We start from the raw sequence: 16,258 nt of genomic DNA on the forward strand, positions 1-16,258 counted from the left end.
CCGATTACTCCTTTTCAACCTGCGCAGGCTTCAGCGTGCGCAGCGCCCAAATCAGCAGGCCGATAATAAAGAATGCGCTCGGCGCCAGCAGGAACAGGCCGTTCGGCATATACCAGCCGCCGTTCTGCAGCGTTTCCAGCACCGACACGCCGAACAGCTTGCCGGAACCGATCAGCTCACGCAGGAAACCGACCAGGATCAGAATCACGCCGTAGCCCAGCCCGTTGCCGATGCCGTCCATAAAGCTTTCGATCGGCGGCGACTTCATCGCATAGGCTTCGGCGCGTCCCATCACGATACAGTTGGTGATGATCAGCCCGACGAATACCGACAGCTGTTTGGAGATTTCAAACGCGTAGGCGCGCAGCACCTGGTCAACCACGATCACCAGCGAGGCGATAATCGCCATCTGCACGATAATGCGTACGCTGTTGGGAATGTGATGACGGATCAGTGAAATAAAGAAACTGGAGAACGCCGTCACCAGCGTGACCGCAATGGTCATCACCACCGCCGTTTCCAGCTTGGTGGTCACCGCCAGCGCGGAACAGACGCCCAGCACCTGCAGGGCAATCGGGTTGTTGTCAAACAGCGGCCCCAGCAGGACCCGTTTAATCTCTTTGGAATCAGCCATTTTTCAGCGCTCCTTCACGAACTTTTTTCAGGAACGGGCCAAAACCATGTTCGCCCAACCAGAAATCAAAAGTGTGCTGTACGCCGTTGGAGGTCAGGGTCGCGCCGGACAGGGCGTCCACGCCATGAATATCCCCTGCGGGCGCGCCGCCTTTCACCACGCGGATGGCCGGCTTGCCGCTGTCGTCAAACAGCTTCTTGCCCACCCACTGCTGGCGCCAGGACGCATTTTCCACCTCACCGCCCAGCCCCGGGGTTTCCCCCTGGTCGTAGTAGGTGATGCCTTTGACCGTGTCGCCATCGCCGTCGACGGCGACAAAGGCGTACATCATCGACCACAGGCCGGTGCCGTATACCGGCAGCACGATTTTGCTGACCGCGCCGGCGTCGTCGCGCACCAGGTAAATTTCAGCCTGGTTGCTGCGACGCTTGATGCCCGCCGGATCCTGCGCCGCCGGCAAGGCGATGCTCTTGGCGTTATCGCGCAGCGCTGCGGCCTGATCGAACGATGTCGCATCGCCCTGCACGAAATCGCCGCTGTTCAGATCCACCAGCCGCGCCTCAATGCGTTTGTCGAAGATTTGCTTCACCTGCTCGCCGGGCATCGCCGGCTGCAGCAGCCCCGCCACGTCCAGGATATTGCGCTGCTTATCCAGCAGCTTTTGCTCCTGCTGTTTGGACTTCAGGCCGACGGCGGAGCCCGCCACCACCACTGAACACACCAGACACAGCAACAGTACTACCAGCAGCGTTTTACCGATGCTGTCATTTTTTGCTTCACTCGCCACGGGCTTTTCTCCGCTTGATGTTAGCCTGCACCACCAGATAATCGAACAGCGGTGCGAACAGGTTGGCGAACAGAATCGCCAGCATCATCCCTTCCGGATAGGCCGGGTTGACCACGCGAATCAACACGCACATCACGCCGATCAGGATGCCGTACCACCACTTCCCTTTGTTGGTGAAGGCGGCGGAAACCGGGTCGGTCGCCATAAAGATCATGCCGAAGGCGAAACCGCCCAGCACCATGTGCCAGTACCACGGCATGGCGAACATCGGGTTGGTGTCGGAGCCAATTGCGTTAAACAGATAGGCGGTGGCGATCATGCCGAGCATCACGCCGGCGACGATGCGCCAGGAAGCGATGCGGGCAAACAGGATAATCGCGCCGCCGATCAGGATCATCAGCGTGGAGACTTCACCAACAGAGCCGGGAATGTTGCCGAGGAAGGCGTCCATCCAGGTGATGGAATGGCCGGTCGCCACGTTGCTCAGGCCCTGCGCGCCGCCGGCGCTCCACTGGGCCAGCGGGGTTGCGCCGGAGAAGCCGTCCGCCGAGGTCCACACCAGATCGCCGGAAATCTGCGCCGGGTAGGCGAAGAACAGGAACGCGCGCCCTGCCAGCGCCGGGTTGAGGAAGTTGCGTCCGGTGCCGCCGAAGATCTCTTTGGCAATCACCACGCCGAAGGTAATCCCCAGCGCCGCCTGCCACAGCGGCAGCGTCGGCGGTACGATCAGCGCAAACAGAATCGAGGTGACGAAGAAACCTTCGTTAATCTCATGCTTGCGGATGATGGAGAACAACACTTCCCAAAAGCCGCCGACGATAAACACCACGGCGTAAATCGGCACAAAGTAGGTTGCCCCCAGCACCATTTTACTGACCCAGCCGGCGTCCGGCGCCAGCGAGGCGCCCAGCCACTGCGCCAGCACGTAGTGCCAGTCGCCCGCCAGCACCTGTTGCAGCTGATCGCCGCTGTACATCTGGTGCAGCGCGGGGATCGCCTGCTGCCCCACGTTGTACATGCCCCAGAACATCGCCGGGAATACCGCCATCCACACCAGGATCATCATGCGCTTCAGGTCGATGGCGTCACGCACGTGCGAAGCGCCGTGCGTCACCGTGCCCGGCGTGTAGAAGACCGTAGTGGTGGCTTCATATAACGGGTACCACTTTTCCAGCTTGCCGCCCGGCGTGAAGTGATGCTCGATTTTCTCAAAATAGTTCTTCAGGCCCATGGGTTATCCTTCCAGCTCAATCTTGGTCAGCACGTCGCGCAGCACCGGAGCGTATTCATACTTACCCGGGCAGACAAAGGTGCACAACGCCAGATCCTCTTCATCCAGCTCCAGGCAGCCCAGAGACTGCGCGCTGTCGGTATCGCCCGCCAGCAGATCGCGCAGCAGCAGCGTCGGCAGAATATCCAGCGGCATCACCCGCTCGTAGTTGCCGATCGGCACCATGGAACGCTCTCCGCCGTTGGTGCTGGTGGAGAAGGCGAACAGTTTGTTCTTCAGGAAGTGCCCCAGCGTGGTACGGGTGATAGTGAACTTGTTCGACGAAGGCAGCACCCAGCCGAGCAGCTCTTTTTCACGCCCTTCTTCCAGCACGGACACCTGACTGTGGAAGCGGCCGAGGTAGGCCTTCGGGCCGACGGCGTGCGTGCCGCTCAGCACTGAGCCGGTGATCACACGGTTTTCGCCGTCTTTCAGGCGGCCCGCGGTCAGCTCATCCAGGCTGGCGCCCAGACGGGTGCGCAGCAGCGCCGGCTGTTCAACCTGCGGCCCGGCCAGGGCAACCACGCGACGCGTGTCGAGTTTGCCGGTGGTGAACAGCGTGCCGATGGCGATCACATCCTGATAGCCGATATGCCACACGGTTTTCTTGATGCTTACCGGCTCGATAAAGTGAATGTGAGTGCCTACCAACCCTGCTGGGTGCGGGCCGGCGAACTCGTTGTAGGTGATTTGCGCATTATCGGCGCCGGACAGTTTGCCGCCGGCCGCCTGGCAGACGTGCACCTTGCCGTCGGTCAGACGCGTCAGCACCGTCAGGCCGGCGTTAAACGCCGCCAGCTGCTCGGCGATGATCACCTGCGGATCGGCGGCCAGCGGCTGGGTGTCGATAGCGGTGACGAAAATGGCGCGCGGCGTGCTGCCCGGACGCGGCGTTTTACTGAAAGGACGGGTGCGCAGCGCAGTCCACAGGCCGCTGCTCAGCAGCTCGCCTTCTACCATGCCGCGTTCCAGCTGCGCCAGATCGGCCGGTGAGTAATGGGCGAACGTTTCCTGCTGCGCGTCGTCGTCAACGGCAATCACCACCGATTGCAGGACGCGACGCTCGCCGCGGTTGATGGCGACGATTTTGCCGCCGGCCGGCGCGGTGAATAAGACCCCGGGGTTCTTTTTATCTTCGAACAGCGCCTGACCAAGCTTAACGCTGTCGCCCTCCTGCACCAGCATGGAGGGACGCATACCGATATACTCCTCCCCCAGCAGTGCCACGTGCTTGAGATGCGGGCCGTCCTGAATCGCCTGAGTCGGTGCTCCGGCTATCGGCAGGTCTAACCCTTTTCTGATTTTAATCATAGGATTTATACGATGTTTTTATGGTTTCACATGTCGTCGTGGCCAGGGCCAGTACGGACAATGCCAGGATGATGAGACGCCACACGTCGCCTCCGGGTTGAATACTCCAACGCCGTATTCAACATGAATTCTCGCGTATTGACGCTATGAGTAGAGAACAGCACTTCCATTGTTATTGACGCCCCCTTCCCTCACCCACAATTCAACCGGCGCAACGCTGCTTCGCCACTGGCGAAACGGCCGCTGAACGCGAACGGTTTGTTTGCTTGCCAATACCCGACCTGCTGGCCACAGCCCAGCGGTATCAAGCCGAAGATGGTAACATTTTTCGCAACATTTTTCTCCATTCGTCAGTGACCTGAGTCAAGCAAACGGAATTAAGTTGTTGCTTATTTCCTGCATGAATCGTTAAAAATTGGCGGTTAATTCACTTTTATCGAGCTTTGTAGTTTTTTTATACATATCCTATATTGCTAAATATAAACACGCTGGTAATCTGGCGTGGCGTAAATGCAACAAAAAGTCAGTGGCACGCGGACGGTTAATCACCGTCGGCACATAAATATTTATCCTGAATAATTCAAGTCACACCAGGACGGCGACCGGGCATCGGTTCCGCAACAGGCCATGGCCTGCGGCGGGAAGCGCGGCACTATGGCCGGCACGGGTATGGCGCGGGATTATGACGGGGTATAGCAGGAATAATTTAATGAGCAGAATCGCGCTGTTATTTGCGATGCTGGTTTCTATGCCGATGATCACCGCCTGCAGCGCCAGCGAGCAGGTGCCTGAAACACCGGTTGTTAAACAGCAATTAATGGGTTCGCCCGTCTATATCCAGATATTTAAAGAAGAGCGGACGTTAGAACTTTACGCCAAGATGGGCAATGAGTTCCGTCTGGTGAATAGTTTTCCGATCTGTAACTATTCCGGCGGACTGGGGCCGAAACGCGTCCAGGGCGACTTTAAGAGTCCCGAGGGCTTTTATAGCGTCGACGTGCGCCATCTGAAACCCGACAGCCGCTATTATCGGGCGATTAATATCGGCTTCCCGAATGCGTACGACCGCGCGCAGGGCTATTCCGGCGCCTACCTGATGATCCACGGCGAATGTAAATCCATCGGCTGCTACGCCATGACCAACGGTTATATGGATGAGATCTACCGCTATGTGGCGGCGGCGTTCAACAACGGCCAGCGTCTGGTGGATATCAGCATCTACCCGTTCCGCATGACCGAACAGAACATGATACGCCACCGCTCCTCGGTGTACGCCAGCTTCTGGCGTCAGCTGAAGCCGGGCTATGACTACTTTGTCAAAAACCACCAGCCGCCGACCATGCAGGTCGCCAACGGCCAGTATGTGCTGGGCAAACCGCTGATGAACGGCGGGCAGTCGAATACGCTGTTCGCCTCGACAACGCAGCCGGCAACCACCTCCGGCGCGCAGTCAGGCAACCCGTTCAGCCCGTCACAGCAGCCGCTCACCGTAGTGAAATAAGGCAAACTCGCCTGGCTCAATCTTGTGCCAGGTTTCATTGCCGGTCAGCGGCTGGGTGGCAATCACCGTGACCACGTCGTTCGGCGTGGTCTGCCGCTGAAAATCAATCTCCACGTCCTGATCGAGCAGCGTCGCCTTGCCAAACGGCGCGCGGCGCGTGATCCAGTACAGATTGGTCGAGCAGAAGGCCATCACGTACTGGCCGTCCGACAGCAGCATATTGAACACGCCTTTACTGCGCAGCTGCTGCGCCAGCAGCGCGATATAGCGGAACACCGCCGGCCAGCGGCCCGGCGTACGCGGGTATTTCAGCGACAGCTGGTGCAGCAGCCAGCAGAATGCATATTCGCTGTCGGTCTGGCCGATCGGGCGGAAGGTGCCGGTTTCCAGGTTACGGTAGCCTTTCAGCTGGCCGTTGTGCGCGTAAGTCCAGTTGCGTCCCCACAGCTCGCGGGTAAACGGATGGGTATTTTCCAGCGCCACCTCGCCGCGGTTGGCCTGGCGGATATGCGAAATTACCGCGCAGGACTTGATTGGGTAGTCCTGCACCAGACGGGCGATCGGCGAATTGAAACTGGGCTGCGGATCTTTAAACGTGCGGCAGCCGTTGCCTTCATAGAAGGTGATGCCCCAACCGTCTTTATGCGGACCGGTGCGGCCGCCGCGCTGCACCAGGCCGGTAAAACTGAAACAGATATCGGTCGGCACATTCGCGCTCATCCCGAGCAGTTCACACATCGAAAACCACTCCTTCATAGTGGGCGCCCTGCGCCCCTACCTCATGAAGACGGGGACGCGCGGCCCCCGTCGGCCTTAAGCCTTAACCATCTCTTTTTCGATCAGCTGAATCAAGATATGAATCGCTTTGATATGGATTTCCTGAATGCGGTCAGCGTAGCCGAAGTGCGGCACGCGGATTTCCACATCGGCGGAACCGGCCATTTTACCGCCGTCTTTGCCGGTCAGGGTGATCACCTTCATCCCTTGGGCGCGCGCTGCTTCAATCGCCTTGATGATGTTGCCGGAGTTGCCGGAGGTAGAGATGCCCAGCAGCACGTCGCCTTCGCGACCCACGGCTTCCACATAGCGGGAGAACACATAGTCATAACCGAAGTCGTTGCTGACGCAGGACAGGTGGCTCACGTCGGAAATGGCAATCGCCGGGTAGCCCGGACGGTTCTCGCGGTAGCGGCCGGTCAGCTCTTCGGCGAAATGCATCGCGTCGCAGTGCGAACCGCCGTTGCCGCAGGAGATCACCTTGCCGCCGGCTTTAAAGGAATCGGCCAGCAATACGGCGGCGCGCTGAATGGCGTCGATGTTGGCGTCATCGCTGATAAATTTCGCCAGCGTATCCGCCGCTTCATTCAGTTCACTGCGAATCAGGTCGTGGTACATGAGATAGCCTCTTTTTATCGTCAATCTTCCGCCTTGCAGTGTAACGGATCGGGGAAAAACCGAGAAGCACTGCGCGCGAAACTACGCATCGGTTGAGGAGCGCCTGCGTTTTTTGACCTTTGGTGCTGTCAGTTTGTGACCTGAGTTGTAATTAAAGTGTAAATGCATTGATAAAAACAATCGCCTGAACTAAAACCAATCTATACACCAAACAGGTCAGACCTCTTACGACTTAGGAGCTGTAATCATGATGGTTCTTAGTATTGTTGTGCTACTGGCGCTTATCAGCGTGCTGTTCTACCACCGGGTAAATCTGACCCTCAGCAGCCTGCTGCTGTTGGCCTATACCGCCGTCATGGGCGTTATCGGCCTGTGGAGTTTCTGGATGCTGCTGCCGCTGGCCGTGATCCTGCTGCCGCTGAACGTGACGTCACTGCGTCGCGGCTGGCTGTCCGCACCGGCGTTAAAAGCGTTCCGTAAAGTGATGCCGCCGATGTCCACCACAGAGAAAGAGGCGATCGACGCCGGTACCACCTGGTGGGAAGGCGATCTGTTCCGCGGCGCGCCGGACTGGAACAAGCTGCATAACTATCCGCAGCCGCAGCTGAGCGCCGAAGAGCAGGCGTTCCTCGACGGCCCGGTGGAAGAAGCCTGCCGTATGGCCAACGACTTCCAGATCACTCATGAGCTGGCCGATCTGCCGCCGGAGCTGTGGGCATACCTGAAAGAGCACCGCTTCTTTGCCATGATCATCAAGAAAGAGTTCGGCGGGCTGGAGTTCTCACCTTACGCCCAGGCGCGCGTGCTACAGAAACTGGCGGGTGTGTCCGGCATTCTGGCGATCACCGTCGGCGTACCGAACTCCCTCGGCCCGGGCGAGCTGCTGCAGCATTACGGCACCGAAGAGCAAAAAAACCGTTATCTGCCGGGCCTGGCGCGCGGCGAAGAGATCCCGTGCTTCGCGCTGACCAGCCCTGAGGCCGGTTCGGATGCCGGCGCCATTCCGGACGTCGGCACCGTGTGCATGGGCGAGTGGCAAGGCGAACAGGTTCTGGGCATGCGCCTGACCTGGAACAAGCGCTATATCACGCTGGCGCCGGTGGCTACCGTGCTCGGCCTGGCGTTTAAACTGTACGACCCGAATCACCTGCTGAGCGACGACGAAGCGCCGGGCATCACCTGCGCGCTGATCCCGACCAGCACGCCGGGCGTGGAGATCGGCAACCGCCACTTCCCGCTGAACATTCCGTTCCAGAACGGCCCGACGCGCGGCACCGACGTCTTCGTCCCGATCGACTACATTATCGGCGGGCCGAAAATGGCCGGTCAGGGCTGGCGCATGCTGGTTGAGTGTCTGTCGGTCGGTCGCGGCATCACGCTGCCTTCCAACTCCACCGGCAGCGTGAAATCGCTGGCGCTGGGCATCGGCGCCTACGCCCATATCCGCCGTCAGTTCAAAATCGCCATCGGCAAGATGGAAGGGATCGAAGAACCGCTGGCGCGCATCGCCGGCAACACCTATGTGATGGATGCCGCCGCCTCGCTGATTACCTATGCGCTGGTGCAGGGCGAAAAACCGGCGGTGCTGTCAGCGATCGTCAAATACCACTGTACCCACCGCGGTCAGCAGTCAACGATTGACGCCATGGATATCGCCGGCGGTAAGGGCATTATGCTGGGCGAATCCAACTTCCTGGCCCGCGCCTATCAGGGCGCGCCGATCGCCATCACCGTGGAAGGGGCCAATATCCTGACCCGTACCATGATGATCTTCGGTCAGGGGGCGATCCGCTGCCATCCTTACGTCCTGCAGGAAATGGCGGCGGCGCAGAACAACGATCTGGCCGATTTCGACCGGGCGCTGTTCGGCCACCTCGGCCACGTGGGCAGCAACAAGGTACGCAGCTTCTGGCTCGGCCTGACCAACGGCCGCACCAGCGCCTCGCCGACCAAAGACGCCACCCGCCGCTACTATCAGCAGCTGAACCGCCTGAGCGCCAACCTGGCGCTGCTGTCGGACGTCTCTATGGGCGTACTGGGCGGCGATCTGAAGCGTCGCGAACGCATTTCCGCACGCCTGGGGGATATTCTCAGCCAGATGTATCTGGCCTCCGCCACGCTGAAACGTTTTGAAGATGAAGGACGTCAGAAGGACGATCTGCCGCTGGTGCACTGGGGCGTGCAGGACTGTCTGCATCAGGCCGAGCAGGCGCTGGACGATCTGCTGCGCAACTTCCCGAACCGCTTTATCGCCGGGGCGCTGCGGCTGGTGATCCTGCCGTTCGGCCGCGTGCATCAGGCGCCGTCCGATCGTCTGGATCACCAGTTGGCGAAGATCCTGCAGCAACCGTCCGCCACCCGCAGCCGTCTGGGACGCGGGCAGTACCTGGCCGCCAGCGAGCACAACCCGATAGGCCTGCTGGAAGAGGCGCTGGTGGATGTGATCGCCGCCGAGCCGATTCATGCCCGCCTGTGTAAAGAGGCCGGTAAAAACCTGCCGTTCACCCGGCTGGATCGTCTGGCGCAGCGCGCACTGGAAGAAGGCAAGATCAGCGATGAGGAAGCGCGCATCCTGACCAAGGCCGAAGAGAGCCGTCTGCGTTCGATCAACGTGGATGACTTCGCACCGGAGGCGCTGGCGGCGCAGCAGCCGGAAAAGCCGCAGCCGCAGGAGAAACGCCGTCCGCATACTGAAGCGGCGTAAGCACACGCGGTAATCATTAAGGGGCGATCTTCGCCCCTCAGACCGCTGACAAAGTCAGTTATTAGGGAGAGCGTGGCGATGGGGTCGTAGCGGCGTAAGCCGCCGGAGCGCCCCTCGTTACGCTAGGCCCGGGTATCTCGGGCCATCAGACGGCTTTGTCATCAACCTCAGGGGCGATCTTCGCCCCTTTTTTGATCGCCGCAACCCGCTGCGATTTAACTGTGCTGGCGAATACGCGCCAGCAGCTCATCGACATTGGCCATCTGCGGCTCATTAACGATCAGCGCCCGCCCCAGGCTCAGCGCGTTACGCTGGCATTCGGCGCGCATATCAGCATCCTCAATCGCATCCAGATCGGCGACGTGCGCCAGGCCGATGGTGCGGCGAATCAGTTCGGTACCGCAATAGCCCACCGCATCCTGCCATACCTGCTGCAGGAAGCGCTCCGCATAGCCGGACGTCGCCAGCGCGGCATCTTCCGTCTTTTGCTGACACAGCGCCAGAAAGCGGTCGGCGAAAATCAGCCACAGCTCGCGCACGTCCTGCAGCCGCTGTTCGCGGCCGGCGGCGGCGTCGCGCGGGCCAAGCAGCCCCGGCAACCCGCAGTAGTTCAGCAGCAGGTTGCCCAGCGCGGTACCCACGTCGAAGCCGATCGGCCCGTAGAAGCCGAATTCGGCATCAATCGCCTTCAGCCGCCCTTCGGCAACAAATATCGAGCCGCTGTGAATATCGCCGTGCAATAACGCTTCGGCTTTGCTGAGAAAACGGTGCTTCAGCCCGGCGACCGCCAGCTTCAGCGCCGCGTCGTGGCGCAGCTCGCGTACCTGCGGCAGCAGCGCTTCGTCAAACTGATTGCGTTCGTGGTCGCAGTAAGGATCGCTGAAAAACAGATCTTCGGTAATCTGGCACAGCTCGGGGTTGGTAAAGCGGCTGACCTGCGCCTTTTTCTGCTGCGCATTTTGGTAAAAATCAGAGGTATGAAACAGCGTCTGCGCCAGATACTCCGCCAGCTGGCCGACCGCCAACGGATAGTAATGCCCGGCGATCAGCGCGTTGCGCCAGATTTGGTGGTCGGAGAGATCTTCCTGCACCATCACCGCCAGCTCCGCGTCATGATGCAGTACGCGCACGGTATGGCGCGGGCAGAACTCGCCATGGATCAGCAGCGTTTGGGCCTCAATGCGCGCCCGGTCGAGCGTCAGCGGCCAGGACTCACCGACGCAGCGTACGTACGGCAGCGCCTGCTTGACGATCGCCCGGCTGACGCCTTCCCGGTCGCGGATTTTAAACACCAGGTTCAGGTTGCCGTCGCCGATCTCCTCGGCGCTGACCAGCGTGTGCGGATCGGCCAGTTGTCCGAACTGGCGGGCGTATTCAACGGCATCGGCTGCCGTAAAGGTACGGTAAAGCGACATCTCAACCCCTCTGGTATCACTGACAAACAGGATCTTATTTTTTTAGACGTAAAGGCATTTGGACATCTATACATCCGAAATTCATGTTGGCAGAATAGCGCTACAGATGCAATACGCTCGTAACAAGGATTTAACTGCTATGCGCCCTCTTAACACCACCAGTTTGATACTGCGCGACAACCGGCTGTGGATCCTCGATCAGCAGGCGTTGCCCCAGGAAAAACGCTGGCTTGCCAGCGACAGCGTTGAAGAACTCGTCGACCATATCCACGCCCTGCGCGTGCGCGGCGCACCGCTGATCGGGCTGTCCGCCAGCCTGCTGCTGGCTCTGCTGGCCGAGCGCGGCCTCGCCCGCGATGACGTCATGCAGGCGCTGAGCACGCTGCGGGCGGCGCGGCCGACCGCCGTTAATCTGATGAATAATCTGGATCGCATTAAGCAGGCGCTGGCGCAGCCGGCGTGGCGCGCAGCGGTAAGCGCGGAAGCCTGGCGGCTGGTGGAAGAAGATCGCGCCCTGTGCGAGCGCATCGCCGACCACGGCGCGGCGCTGGTCGCCCCCGGCAGCCGGCTGCTGACCCACTGCAACACCGGCGGGCTGGCCACCGCCGGCATCGGCACGGCGATTGGCGTGCTGCTGCGCGCCCACCAGCAGGGCAAAGTGGAACACGTGTGGGTGGATGAAACCCGTCCTCTGCTGCAAGGCGGCCGGCTGACCGCCTGGGAAATGGGCGAGCTGGGCATCCCCTACCGGCTGATCTGCGATTCGATGGCCGCCAGCCTGATGGCGCAGGGACAGGTCGATGCGGTGTGGGTCGGCGCCGATCGCATCGCCGCCAACGGCGACGTCGCCAACAAGATCGGCACCTACAGCCTGGCGGTGCTGGCGCATTATCACGGCATTCCGTTTTACGTCGCCGCACCGCACACCACGCACGATCCGACCTGCGCCGACGGCGCCGCCATTCCGATTGAGCAGCGCGCCGCCGAGGAAGTGGCCGGTGTCAGCGGCAGCTTCGGCCAGTGCCGCTGGGCGCCGGAAGACGCCGACGTGTATAACCCGGCGTTTGACGTAACGCCGTCAGCGCTGATTAGCGGTTGGGTGCTGGACAGCGGCGTGATTACGCCGCAGCAGGTCAAGGCGGGGATTTTCCAGCAGGCGCTGGGGTAACGTTGTAACAGGGCTGATTATACAGCCCTGTTGATCACCCGACGCGTTAATCCAGACGCGGGAACGCGTCGGCGATCGGATCGCCGGTAAACTGCGCGATCCAGCCCTGCGGATTATCAAACACGCGAATGGCGGTAAAATGCGGCGCGGCGCCCATATCAAACCAGTGCGGCGTATGGGCCGGCACCGAGATCAGATCGTTTTTTTCACACAGGATCTGATACACCCGCTGGTTCAGATGCAGGCAAAACAGCCCGGCGCCCTCGACAAAGAAACGCACCTCATCTTCGCCGTGGGTATGTTCCGATAAAAACTTCTGCCGCAGATCCTCGCGCTGCGGATGATCCGGGCGCATGGCGATCACATCCCAGCTTTGGTAGCCCTTTTCCGCCACCAGCCGATCGATGGCGTGCTGATAGGCGGCGATCACCGCCTCCGGCTGCGGATCATCCTCCAGCACGCGATCCGCCTGCCAGCGTTCGAAACGCACGCCGACCTGCTCCAGCTGCCGGCGGATCTGCTCGCCGTCGCGGCTCTGCCACAGCGGCTGCTGCGGCTGTTCATCGCTATAAATGGTCAAGGCGCTCATCAGCAAAACTCCCCTAAGTCGATACGATCAAAGCGGTTAACCTGCGGGTGGCGGCTGTGCGGATCGTCCTCGCCGCGAATCAGCTGACAACCGTGCCAGCCGGCGTCGTGCGCCGCGTCCAGCTCCTGGCGGATATCCGACAGGAACAGCAGTTCGGACGGCGCCAGGCCGATGGCCGCGGCGATATTGTGGTATGAACCCGCCTCGCGTTTGGCGCCGACGCGGGTATCAAAATAACCGCTGAACAGCGGCTGCAGATCGCCGGCTTCGCTGTAGCCGAACAGCAGTTTCTGCGCTTCAACCGAGCCGGAGGAGTAGACATACAGTCCGATACCCTGCCGCTGCCACGCCGCCAGCTGCGTCGCCACCTCCGGATAGAGATGGCCGCGAAAGTCGCCGTTGTGGTAACCGCTGCGCCAGACGATGCCCTGCAGCGCCTTCAGCGCGGTGGATTTGCGATCTTCATCCATAAAACGGTACAGAGCGGCGATCAGCTGCTCGGCATCGGCCTGCGGCTGCGCGATCTCTGCCCGCAGCGCCGCCAACGCCTCGGCCACCTCGCCGTCGTCCGCATGGCGGCGTACATAATCGGCCAGATGCTGGCGGGCGTAGGGAAACAGCACCTGATGCACAAAGCGGATATCGCTGGTGGTGCCTTCAATATCGGTAACAATCGCGCGAATCATTGCGCCTCCAATAAACGACGTTGCAGTTCACACTGGAATAAAAACTCCAGCCCTTCAAGGTGACGGCGCGCTTCCTGCACCTGCCGCCCCCAGCAGTACAGCCCGTGGCCGCGAACCAGAAAACCGTACGCCAGCGGCGTCTGTTCGGCATAGGCCGACACCTGCGCCGCCAGCCGGGCAATATCCTGGTCGTTGTCGAAGATCGGGATGCATACCTCGTCCTGATGGCTGCGCTGGCCGCTGAGCGATTTTTGCATTTCATAACCCTGCAGCCGCAGCGCGCTGCCCTTTTCCACTCGCGACAACACCGTGGCATTGACCGAGTGGGTATGCAAGACGGCGTTCACCTGCGGATAGAGACGATACAGCAGCGTATGCAGGCCGGTCTCCGCCGACGGGGTGCGCCCGTCCGGCGCGGCATTGCTGGCGATCTCCACCCGCAGAAAATCCTGCTCGCGCAGGCTGCCCTTATCCCTGCCGGATTCGGTCACCAGGCAGTGTTCGTCATTCAGGCGCAGCGACATATTGCCGCCGGTAGCCGGGCACCAGCCTTTGTCGCCAATCCAGTGGCAAACGGCCAGCAGCGCGCTGAGTTGCTCGTTTTCGCTCATGAGTATCCCGCAGTGAAAGGTACGGATGGCAGCGCCGATGCGATTCGGCGACCGCCTCACAGATATAGCCATCTAAACGTCTTGATTGCCAGATACTAGCATCGTGCTATATTGTCAGCAACATCAGCATAATGGGACACCACATCGCTTATGACGCTTTCCGCACCGACTCCCGACAGTAAACTGCCCGCCCTCGGCACCACCATTTTCAGCCAGATGAGCGCGCTGGCGCAGCAGCATCAGGCGATTAACCTGTCGCAGGGCTTCCCCGACTTCGACGGCCCGGGCTATTTAAAGCAGCGTTTGGCCTGGCACGTCGAACAGGGCGCCAACCAGTACGCGCCGATGACCGGCGTCGCGCCGCTGCGCGAGGCCATCGCCGACAAGACCGCCGAGCTTTATGGCTGGCGGCCGGACGCCGGGACGGAAGTGACCGTCACCGCCGGCGCCACTGAGGCGCTGTTCGCCGCCATCAGCGCGCTGGTTCGGCCGGGCGATGAAGTGATCTGCTTCGACCCGAGCTACGACAGCTACGCCCCGGCGGTGCAGCTGTGCGGCGGCATTCTCAAACGCATCGCTCTGCAGCCGCCGGCGTTTAACGTCGACTGGCGGCAGTTCCGCGAACAGCTGTCGCCACGCACCCGGCTGGTGATCGTCAATACGCCGCACAACCCGTCCGCCACCGTCTGGCAGGCCGAAGATTTACAGCAGCTGTGGCAGGCCATTGCCGGGCAGGAAATCTACGTGCTCAGCGATGAAGTGTACGAGCATATCTGCTTTGCCGATAACGGCCACGCCGGCGTACTGGCCCACCCTCAACTACGTCAGCGGGCGATCGCCGTCTCTTCCTTCGGTAAAACCTTCCATATGACCGGCTGGAAAGTGGGTTACTGCGTCGCGCCGGCCGCGCTGAGCGCCGAAGTGCGCAAAGTGCACCAGTATCTGACCTTTGCGGTCAATACCCCGGCCCAGCTGGCGCTGGCAGACATGCTGCGCGCCGAGCCAGAGCACTGGCGTCAGCTGCCGGCGTTTTACCGCGCCAAGCGCGACCGCTTTGTGCAGGCATTAAGCCGCAGCCGGCTGGAAATTCTGCCGTGTGCAGGTACATACTTCTTACTGGCGGATTACAGCGCCGTGTCGGATCTGGACGACGTGGCGTTCTGCCGCTGGTTAACGGAACAGGTGGGCGTAGCGGCGATCCCGCTGTCGGTGTTCTGCGCCGATCCTTTCCCTCATAAATTGATCCGGCTGTGTTTTGCCAAACAGGATGACACGCTGGATGCGGCTGCGGAGCGGTTATGTCGACTTTAAAAATTACCCTGTTGCAGCAACCGCTGGTATGGCGCGACGGGCAGGCCAACCTGCAGCATTTCGACCGGCTGCTGGCCGATATTCACGGCCGCGATCTGATCGTGCTGCCGGAGATGTTCACCACCGGTTTTGCCATGGACGCCGGCGAAAGCGCGCTGCCCGAACGCCAGGTGATTAACTGGCTGCACGGCTGGGCGATCAAAACCAATGCGGCCATCGCCGGCAGCGTGGCGCTGAAAACCGACAAAGCGGCGGTGAACCGTTTTCTGCTGGTGGAGTCGGGCGGCACGGTGCACGCTTATGACAAGCGCCATCTGTTCCGCATGGCCGGCGAACACCTGCATTATCAAGCGGGAAAACGACGGGAAATCTTTGAATGGCGCGGCTGGCGGATTTTACCGCAGATCTGTTACGACCTGCGTTTCCCGGTCTGGTCGCGTTGCCAGCAGGATTATGATTTGGCGCTGTACGTCGCCAACTGGCCGGCGGCGCGCAGCCAGCACTGGCAAACGCTGCTGGCGGCGCGCGCCATTGAAAACCAGGCTTACGTGGCCGGTTGCAACCGGGTCGGCGAAGACGGCAACGGGCTGAGCTACAGCGGCGACAGCCTGATTATCAGCCCGCAGGGAGAGACGCTGGCCAGCGCCGATGCCGGTGCTGCCGCGCGCCTGGACGCCGATCTGTCGCTGGAGAATCTGCAGATCTATCACACCGCCTTCCCCGCCTGGCGCGATGCCGACGATTTTCTGCGCCACGATTAATCCCTAGGGCGCGCTCAGGCGCGCCCGCCTTCCTGCCAAGCCAACAAGCCAACAAGCCAACAAGCCAACAAGCCAACAAGCCAACAAAATATTAGCTTAACAAGCTAACATCAAC

Annotated in this window: 15 protein-coding genes; 5 read left to right on the forward strand and 10 right to left on the reverse strand. The window is 60.8% G+C overall.

Features of this window, described 5'->3' with window-relative positions; translation table 11 throughout:
* Positions 1-4: 4 nt before the first annotated feature.
* From FO014_RS05350 to FO014_RS05365, 4 genes are read right to left on the reverse strand one after another with little or no spacing between them, the layout of a single operon-like run.
* Positions 5-634, reverse strand: coding sequence for an NADH:ubiquinone reductase (Na(+)-transporting) subunit D (locus FO014_RS05350; RefSeq protein WP_105229926.1), 630 nt, complete (start codon positions 632-634; stop codon positions 5-7).
* Positions 627-1,421: a Na(+)-translocating NADH-quinone reductase subunit C gene (locus FO014_RS05355; protein ID WP_105229925.1), complete on the reverse strand. Its 795-nt coding sequence runs from the start codon at positions 1,419-1,421 to the stop codon at positions 627-629. Before FO014_RS05355 ends, FO014_RS05350 begins: the two co-directional genes overlap by 8 nt.
* Entirely contained in the window at positions 1,411-2,652 is a 1,242-nt protein-coding gene (locus FO014_RS05360; protein WP_105229924.1) for an NADH:ubiquinone reductase (Na(+)-transporting) subunit B, read from the reverse strand. The genes FO014_RS05355 and FO014_RS05360 overlap by 11 nt, the downstream gene beginning before the upstream one ends.
* A gap of 3 nt (positions 2,653-2,655) precedes the next feature.
* Positions 2,656-4,002 carry a Na(+)-translocating NADH-quinone reductase subunit A gene (locus FO014_RS05365; RefSeq protein WP_111737668.1) on the reverse strand — a complete coding sequence of 449 codons (1,347 nt, stop codon included), beginning with the start codon at positions 4,000-4,002 and terminating at the stop codon, positions 2,656-2,658.
* Positions 4,003-4,711: 709 nt separating this feature from the next.
* Here FO014_RS05365 and dpaA point away from each other — a divergent pair.
* The gene (gene dpaA, locus FO014_RS05370; protein ID WP_105229922.1) at positions 4,712-5,503 is read left to right on the forward strand and encodes a peptidoglycan meso-diaminopimelic acid protein amidase; all 792 of its coding nucleotides are present in this window, start codon (positions 4,712-4,714) and stop codon (positions 5,501-5,503) included.
* Here the strand turns inward: dpaA and FO014_RS05375 are convergent.
* The gene (locus tag FO014_RS05375) at positions 5,474-6,241 is read right to left on the reverse strand and encodes a class II glutamine amidotransferase (RefSeq protein ID WP_160031359.1); all 768 of its coding nucleotides are present in this window, start codon (positions 6,239-6,241) and stop codon (positions 5,474-5,476) included. The genes dpaA and FO014_RS05375 overlap by 30 nt on opposite strands.
* A gap of 75 nt (positions 6,242-6,316) precedes the next feature.
* On the reverse strand, positions 6,317-6,898 hold the full coding sequence (gene lpcA, locus FO014_RS05380) for a D-sedoheptulose 7-phosphate isomerase (protein WP_054306523.1): 582 nt from the start codon (positions 6,896-6,898) through the stop codon (positions 6,317-6,319).
* A gap of 247 nt (positions 6,899-7,145) precedes the next feature.
* Here lpcA and fadE point away from each other — a divergent pair, with 247 nt between their 5' ends.
* On the forward strand, positions 7,146-9,602 hold the full coding sequence (gene fadE / locus FO014_RS05385; protein ID WP_105229920.1) for an acyl-CoA dehydrogenase FadE: 2,457 nt from the start codon (positions 7,146-7,148) through the stop codon (positions 9,600-9,602).
* 215 nt (positions 9,603-9,817) lie between these two features.
* Here the strand turns inward: fadE and mtnK are convergent, their stop codons facing one another.
* Entirely contained in the window at positions 9,818-11,017 is a 1,200-nt protein-coding gene (gene mtnK / locus FO014_RS05390; protein ID WP_160028195.1) for an S-methyl-5-thioribose kinase, read from the reverse strand.
* A 139-nt stretch (positions 11,018-11,156) separates the two neighbouring features.
* Here mtnK and mtnA point away from each other — a divergent pair, with 139 nt between their 5' ends.
* Entirely contained in the window at positions 11,157-12,185 is a 1,029-nt protein-coding gene (mtnA, locus tag FO014_RS05395; protein WP_160028197.1) for an S-methyl-5-thioribose-1-phosphate isomerase, read from the forward strand.
* Between the two features lie 46 nt (positions 12,186-12,231).
* Here mtnA and FO014_RS05400 read toward each other — a convergent pair whose 3' ends face one another.
* Genes FO014_RS05400 through FO014_RS05410 form a run of 3 tightly spaced genes read right to left on the reverse strand, consistent with a single transcriptional unit; the run spans position 12,232 to position 14,071 of the window.
* A complete protein-coding gene (locus FO014_RS05400; protein WP_160028199.1) occupies positions 12,232-12,774 on the reverse strand; it encodes a 1,2-dihydroxy-3-keto-5-methylthiopentene dioxygenase in 543 nt (180 codons plus the stop codon).
* Positions 12,774-13,460, reverse strand: coding sequence for an acireductone synthase (gene mtnC / locus FO014_RS05405; protein ID WP_105229916.1), 687 nt, complete (start codon positions 13,458-13,460; stop codon positions 12,774-12,776). Before mtnC ends, FO014_RS05400 begins: the two co-directional genes overlap by 1 nt.
* The gene (locus FO014_RS05410) at positions 13,457-14,071 is read right to left on the reverse strand and encodes a methylthioribulose 1-phosphate dehydratase (RefSeq protein ID WP_105229915.1); all 615 of its coding nucleotides are present in this window, start codon (positions 14,069-14,071) and stop codon (positions 13,457-13,459) included. Before FO014_RS05410 ends, mtnC begins: the two co-directional genes overlap by 4 nt.
* A 150-nt stretch (positions 14,072-14,221) precedes the next feature.
* Here FO014_RS05410 and FO014_RS05415 point away from each other — a divergent pair, with 150 nt between their 5' ends.
* Together FO014_RS05415 and FO014_RS05420 are read left to right on the forward strand one after the other, a co-directional pair.
* On the forward strand, positions 14,222-15,382 hold the full coding sequence (locus tag FO014_RS05415; protein WP_160028201.1) for a pyridoxal phosphate-dependent aminotransferase: 1,161 nt from the start codon (positions 14,222-14,224) through the stop codon (positions 15,380-15,382).
* Positions 15,370-16,143, forward strand: coding sequence for an amidohydrolase (locus tag FO014_RS05420; protein WP_160028203.1), 774 nt, complete (start codon positions 15,370-15,372; stop codon positions 16,141-16,143). Before FO014_RS05415 ends, FO014_RS05420 begins: the two co-directional genes overlap by 13 nt.
* Positions 16,144-16,258 lie beyond the last annotated feature (115 nt).

Source organism: Serratia rhizosphaerae, assembly GCF_009817885.1.
In the GTDB taxonomy this organism is placed as follows: Bacteria; Pseudomonadota; Gammaproteobacteria; order Enterobacterales; family Enterobacteriaceae; genus Serratia_B; species Serratia_B rhizosphaerae.